The organism is Qipengyuania profundimaris, from assembly GCF_030717945.1.
Classification (GTDB): Bacteria; Pseudomonadota; Alphaproteobacteria; order Sphingomonadales; family Sphingomonadaceae; genus Qipengyuania; species Qipengyuania profundimaris.
The window spans coordinates 21,954-28,139 of record NZ_JAVAIM010000003.1 but is presented as its reverse complement, the minus strand read 5'-3'; the positions used below and the strand labels follow the sequence as shown (position 1 = coordinate 28,139).

6 protein-coding genes are annotated in these 6,186 nt (G+C 60.3%); all 6 read left to right on the top strand.

The annotated features are described in order from the left end of the window. On the top strand, positions 1-868 hold an 868-nt coding region (locus Q9K02_RS14520; RefSeq protein WP_305933595.1), incomplete at its 5' end, for a MipA/OmpV family protein. Further along, positions 865-1,329, top strand: a complete 465-nt coding sequence (locus Q9K02_RS14515; protein WP_305933594.1) for a GbsR/MarR family transcriptional regulator — start codon at positions 865-867, stop codon at positions 1,327-1,329. The genes Q9K02_RS14520 and Q9K02_RS14515, both read left to right, overlap by 4 nt. Continuing rightward, the gene (locus tag Q9K02_RS14510) at positions 1,326-2,993 is read left to right on the top strand and encodes a mechanosensitive ion channel family protein (RefSeq protein ID WP_305933593.1); all 1,668 of its coding nucleotides are present in this window, start codon (positions 1,326-1,328) and stop codon (positions 2,991-2,993) included. Before Q9K02_RS14515 ends, Q9K02_RS14510 begins: the two co-directional genes overlap by 4 nt. 121 nt (positions 2,994-3,114) lie before the next feature. Continuing rightward, a complete protein-coding gene (locus Q9K02_RS14505; protein ID WP_305933592.1) occupies positions 3,115-4,503 on the top strand; it encodes a phospholipase D-like domain-containing protein in 1,389 nt (462 codons plus the stop codon). A gap of 162 nt (positions 4,504-4,665) precedes the next feature. Then, positions 4,666-5,595 carry an ArdC family protein gene (locus Q9K02_RS14500; protein ID WP_305933591.1) on the top strand — a complete coding sequence of 310 codons (930 nt, stop codon included), beginning with the start codon at positions 4,666-4,668 and terminating at the stop codon, positions 5,593-5,595. Between the two features lie 11 nt (positions 5,596-5,606). Then, positions 5,607-6,047 carry a hypothetical protein gene (locus tag Q9K02_RS14495; RefSeq protein ID WP_305933590.1) on the top strand — a complete coding sequence of 147 codons (441 nt, stop codon included), beginning with the start codon at positions 5,607-5,609 and terminating at the stop codon, positions 6,045-6,047. Positions 6,048-6,186 lie beyond the last annotated feature (139 nt).

Below are 6,186 nucleotides of genomic sequence, written 5' to 3'. Positions count from 1 at the left end.
AGGACTCGGGTTCTGTTTCATCGCCGCGTTCACCAGAACGCGGACCTGCCCAAGTCGCAAGAAACGGAATTACCGAATGAAAATTGCCTATACCTTATCGCTTTTCGCGATCGGCCTTGGCTTCACGATCACCGCGCCCGTCGCCGCACAACAGAAAACCGGGGAACCCCGCCGTACACGCATAGCGTTGGGTCCGCAGCTGGTTCCCAGCTATCCTGGTTCCGACACAATCGCCATTCGGTCATTGATCGATGTCTCACGAGCGGATGTTGGAGAGGATTTCAAGTTCGAGGCACCTGACGAGAGCTTCGGTTTCGCGGTTATTCGCGTTAGCAATTTGTCGCTGGGCCCGTCGCTCGGCTTCGAGGGAGAGCGATCTTCCGACGATGTGGGAGGGCTGCCGGAAATAGATTTTTCGTTCGAACTGGGCGGCTTCGCGCAACTGGAAATAGGCGAGAACCTTCGCTTCCGCGCAGAGGCACGCCAAGGGGGCACCGGCCATGATGGCTTCATCTCCGTGCTGAGTGCGGACTACGTCTTGCGCGATAGCGACAGGCAGTTGCTGTCTTTTGGCCCTCGCGTGACGATCACCGACACCAATTATCAGAACGCGTATTTCGGTATTCGTCCTGGGGATTCTTCGTCTGGCCTGCCGGCGTTCGATGCGGATGGAGGAGTGCAATCGGTCGGTGCCACACTCGGGTACATCCAGCAATTCAGCCCGCGATGGGGCATCTACAGCTACGCGAAATACGATCGGCTCATCGGCGATCCGGCAGGTTCTCCGGTAGTCGCTGCGTTCGGTTCGGGCGATCAGTTCGCCGGCGGAATTGCCCTGACCTATACTTTTGGTAGAGGCATCGAATGAGCGCCAAACCCGTAACTCTCACGCCTGCCGAAGTCGATTTTATCGAACGGATGGGGATGAACGCCGAGGCGGACGGCCAGGCCCGCATTACCGGTCGCATATGGGGCTTGCTGATGGTAATGGGCCGGATGCTCACCTCGGCTGAAATCGCCGAGACGCTCCAAGTGAGCCGGGGCAGTGTCAGCACCAATCTTCGCCTGCTGGAAGGCCTCGAGATCATCGAGCGTCGGTCGAAGCCGGGCGAGCGCGAAATCTATTTCGCCATGTGCCCGAACCCCTACACATCTCTCACGAGACAGTTCGCGAAGCGGTTCGCAAACCACCGGCGCATGGTGGTCGACGCCGCGGCCAATATCGACCGGCAGGAAGGCCAGCAAAACCTCGCCAATCTGGCGCGCTTTTACGAGCTTATGGAACAGTGCCATCGTGCCCTGCTCCGCGAAATGGACGACAACGAATGAAGGCTGGGCTGGCTCTTATCCGGTTCCTGATCGCTATGATCGCGCTTGCCCTTGCATCTCTTGCAGGGGCCCAAACGCTGCCGGGAACCGAACCACTCCCAGCAGACACCGCCACAGCTCCTGCGCCCGATCCGTTCGGGCGCGAAACTCCTCGTGGAGCAATTACCGGATTGCTTCGGGCCTTGGCCGATGGGGATTACCTGCGCGCAGCTCAATATTTCCCGGCCGAGGAAAGTCCTGAGGCGGAAACAGGGAGCGAAACTTCGGATGACGGCACAGACGCCTTGGCCGCAGATGCAGATTCGCAACCGGACGTGGACCGAAGGGCAGAACTGGCGCGGAAACTGCAGATCGCGCTTGATAGCGGCGGAAGCCTCTTGGCGTTCCCGCTCCTGTCGAACGAGGCGGCAGGCGTCGTGGATGATGGTTTGGCCCAAAATCTCGAACAGGTCGGCACGCTTTCCAGTGAAGAAAACGCCGCTCCGATACTGTTGCAGCAGATCACCGCTACAGATGGCAGCATGCAGTGGCGCATAGCGCTCGAGACGGCCGAAGAAATAGCCGACTTCGTTCCGGCCGAGGCAGTTGAAGAAACCATCACGGACGAGGACATCGCAGTCGCAGGTGCGCCGCTGATCGACTGGCTGAAGCTCATCGCCCTGGCTCTGCTCGCCTTTGCCGCCTTCCGGTTGCTGACTGCGCTGCTGATGGCTTTGCTACGGCGGGCAATTGCCGAGCACGATACAAGTCCCGTTTACCGCTTTCTGCACGCGGCCATGCCGCCGCTGTCGCTCTATCTGGCCGTGCTGACCTTCTACGCAACTGCCGGCGACCTCGGCGTGTCGATCGTCGCGCGACAGACATTGCTGCGCTACGCCGCCATCGTCGCCTGGATAGCTCTGGCCTGGTTCGCGCTGCGGCTCGTCGATGCCATCGCCCGCGTCGTGACGGGGCAGATGCACCGGGCCGAACGTCGTCAGGCTGTCACGATCGTCAGCTTCCTACGCCGCGGCGCGAAGGTGTTCTTGCTGGCGATCGCGTTCGTAGCCGTACTCGATACAGTCGGGTTGGATGTGACAACCGGGATCGCAGCACTCGGCATTGGCGGCCTTGCATTGGCGCTGGGAGCGCAGAAGACGATCGAGAACCTGGTTGGTTCGGTCACGCTGATCGCCGACAAGCCCGTGCAGGTGGGTGACGCTGCTCAGATCGGCGAGGTGTTCGGGACGGTCGAGGATATCGGCATGCGTTCCACACTCGTGCGCACGCTGAATCGCACGCTTGTGTCCATTCCCAATGGGTACCTCGCCTCGGAACGGATCGAGAATTACGCGCTGCGAGACCGCTTCCTTTTTCATCAGACCATAGGTGTCACCTATGATACCGACGCCAAACAGATGGAGCGATTGCTCGGGGAGTTGCGGACCATCATCGCCGATGACGGCCACATTCTCGACGACGATGCCCGCGTGCGTTTTCACGGTTTCGGAGACAGCGCACTGCAGATCGAGATATTCGCCTACTTCAATACCCGCTCCTACCCGGAATCGTTGGCGATGCAGGAAACGTTGCTCTTCGCCATCATGCGCAAGCTGGACGAACTCGGGATCGCTTTCGCATTCCCAACGCAGACTATCCATCTACAAAACGACATTGTCGGTTGACCGGATGGTTCTGCCGATATCGCGTCGCGTTTACACGCGGATCTCCAGCAGTGCATTAGCCAACACCGGATTTTCGACGCTGGGGTTGGGCGTGTCGCAGAGAATTTCCGAGCACCCCGGCATGAGCGGCATCGAATTGCTCGAGGATGGCATCGATGCGTTCGCAATCCGCAAGGTGTTGCTGGAAAATGCAGAGCGGTCGATCGATCTGCAGTATTACATCTGGCACGATGATCTGACGGGCAACCTCATGCTCGAACAGGTCCGCGCGGCTGCGGCCCGCGGGGTTCGGGTTCGGATGCTCTTGGACGATAACGGTATCGCGGGATTGGATGACGCACTCCGCTGGATGGCCGACTTGCCGAACATCGAAGTTCGGCTCTTCAATCCCTTCCGCTGCCGCCGCTTCAAGCCGCTCGATTTCCTATTCCGTTTCCACCGAGCCAACCGGCGGATGCATTCGAAAAGTTTCACGGTCGATAACCAGGTCACGATTGTGGGCGGGCGCAACATCGGCGACGAATATTTCGCCGCCAAGCGCGAGGGCGTGTTTGCCGATCTCGATGCCGTCTGCATCGGTCCGGTGGTGCAGGACGTGTCAGACTGCTTCGACCGGTTCTGGAACTCGCCTCTCGCGGCGCCGCTAAAAGAGCTAATGCCCCCGATTGTCGGGGAGACGGAGCGTGAACTGACCAGTCGCAGCTCCCGGCGAAGCAGCGGGCTGGAATCCGTCAGCTACGTCGACGCAGTTGCGAAAGCTCCGCTGCTCGGGCGCATCGAGCGTGGCGAGATTGAATTAACCTGGGCGCCGGTTCAACTGGTCAGCGATCCCCCTGATAAGGTGGTTGGAACGCGTGAGGAAGGTGGTCCTCTCCTCGACGCGCTCTCTGAAATCATCGGAGAACCGGCGTCGGAATTGCTTATTGTGTCGGCTTACTTCGTCCCAACCGATAGCGGAGCTGATGCTTTGGCGGGAATGGCGCAGCGTGGCGTGGACGTTCGGGTGCTAACAAATTCCTATGCGTCCACGGACGTGGGGGCTGTCCACGCTGGGTACGCCAAGCATCGCACGAAGCTCGTGAGGGCCGGGGTGTCCCTGTTCGAAGTTCCAGCGCCCGACGACGACCCGAAAACTGCACGCAAGTTCGTGCGCACCGGTTCGCGGGAAAGAGACGGCAGCCCAGGTTCGACCTTGCATGCCAAAGCCTTTTCCGTGGATGGGGTCCGGCTGTTCGTGGGCTCGCTAAATTTCGACCCACGGTCTTTCTCGCTCAATACCGAGTTGGGCATCGTGATCGACAGCGTCGCGTTGGCGAAACAAATGCGCGAGGCTTTTGACACCACTGTTGCGCGCAACACATATCGCGTCGTTCTGAACGATGGCGAGATTGGCTGGATCGACGCGCGCGATGATGATCCGGTGATCGAGCGGATAGAACCAGGCACGACTTTCTCGTCGCGACTGCTTGTCCGGGCATTGGAACGCTTCCCGATCGATTGGCTGTTATGACCTTCGGTTAAAGCGCACCGAATGTCTTCTTTTGGGGAACAGCCTTTTGTAGCGGAATGACCGGGATGAGGGCGCAAAGCCGTCATCATTAGACGAGAGGGGAGGGAGCTTTTGCTTTTCCTGAACCGGGACATGTCCGTCTCGGCGATCAGGAGAACTCCCATGACCAAGTCCCGCCGCACTGCTTCGACTTCGCCTGCCCAGCGCATCACCGCTGCCATCATCGAAAAGCTCGAGCAAGGCACAAAGCCCTGGGTCAAGCCGTGGCGCGGTGTGCCCGTCTCGCGGCCCTTGCGCTCCTGCGGGACGCCCTATCGCGGCATGAACACCTTCTGGTTGTGGATGGTGGCCGACGGCTGTGGCTACGCCTCGCCCTACTGGATGACCTATCGCCAGTGCCAGAAGCTCGGCGGACAGGTCCGCAAGGGTGAGAAATCGACCATCGCGATCTTCTACAAGAGCTACACCAACGAAGTCGAAAATCCAGAAGGGGAAGCGGACTCCAAGAATCGGCGCGTGCTCAAGGCCTATGCGGTGTTCAACGCCGACCAGTGCGATGGTCTCCCTGCATTTTATCATCCCAAGCCACTGGTTGCCGCGCTTGAGCCCGAAGGGCGCGAAGACCGGCTCGATGCCTTCTTTGCCCATATCGGCGCAGACCTCCGCCATCGTGGTGCCCAGGCCTATTACGAACCGCTGCGCGACCGCGTCACCATGCCGCCAGCCGAGCTCTTCGAAGCTTATGACCACTACTATGCGACACTCGCGCACGAGCTGTCGCACTGGACGGGGCATTCCTCGCGGCTCGATCGCGATCTCAAGAACCGCTTCGGCAGCGAAGCCTATGCTGCCGAGGAACTCATCGCCGAGCTGTCCTCGGCCATTCTCGGGGCCGAACTAGGTCTTCCGGTCACCCACCTCGACCATCACGCCAGCTACATCGCGTCCTGGCTCAAGATCCTCAGATCCGACGAGCGCGCGATCCTGACGGCTGCAGCAAAGGCCGAGGAAGCGGCCAGCCTGTTGCTCGAACTGGGTGGCCAGCAATCTAGCGAAGGCGAGACCGACATCGATCTCGCTGATGCAGCCTGAGGAGCAGTGAGATGGGACGTTCCGTCAGCTATCCAAGCGGCTCCGTGGTAGCCTTTCGCCTGCTTGATGAGGGCGAAGACGAAGATATCGACTGGGTCTACGAGTGCCTCGTTGACGAGGTCATCGATATCACGAAGGCGACCTTTCCTTCATTCGAGCGCTTCGATGGATGGCGCGGCCGCGAGGATCGCATCCTCCTGCGCAACGCCTTCGCCGATTGCGGCATATCGATATATTGCGGCCTTGCCGCGATCTGGCTCGCCGAGCGCGATGACGCTCGCTACTGGGAGGCGGATTTCTACAACCCACGAACGGCAAGGGCACGGCACTGGCTCGGCCAGGTGTCGGGTAGGTTCATCGACCTGTTTGGTGAGATGCGCCTGGTCGGGCGATTCTCGAATGGTGAAGCGATCTTCGAGCGCTCCCGATCCACTTGCTACACCAGGTCCTGATCCTGCCTCATCCCAGTCCGCCGGGAGAAGCCCTTGGGCCGGTCGGGGCGCGTCGCAACCTGCGGCCCGTCGGCCCGTGTTGCCCGCGCCAGCCTAGGGCCGCAGGTTTCCCGCTACGCGGTGCCTCACGCCCCTTGTC

Coding starts and splice junctions, on each gene's coding strand:
- Q9K02_RS14510 (WP_305933593.1), top strand. CDS start 1,326: ATGAAGGCTGGGCTGGCTCTTATCCGGTTCCTGATCGCTATGATCGCG.
- Q9K02_RS14500 (WP_305933591.1), top strand. CDS start 4,666: ATGACCAAGTCCCGCCGCACTGCTTCGACTTCGCCTGCCCAGCGCATC.
- Q9K02_RS14505 (WP_305933592.1), top strand. CDS start 3,115: ATGAGCGGCATCGAATTGCTCGAGGATGGCATCGATGCGTTCGCAATC.
- Q9K02_RS14495 (WP_305933590.1), top strand. CDS start 5,607: ATGGGACGTTCCGTCAGCTATCCAAGCGGCTCCGTGGTAGCCTTTCGC.
- Q9K02_RS14515 (WP_305933594.1), top strand. CDS start 865: ATGAGCGCCAAACCCGTAACTCTCACGCCTGCCGAAGTCGATTTTATC.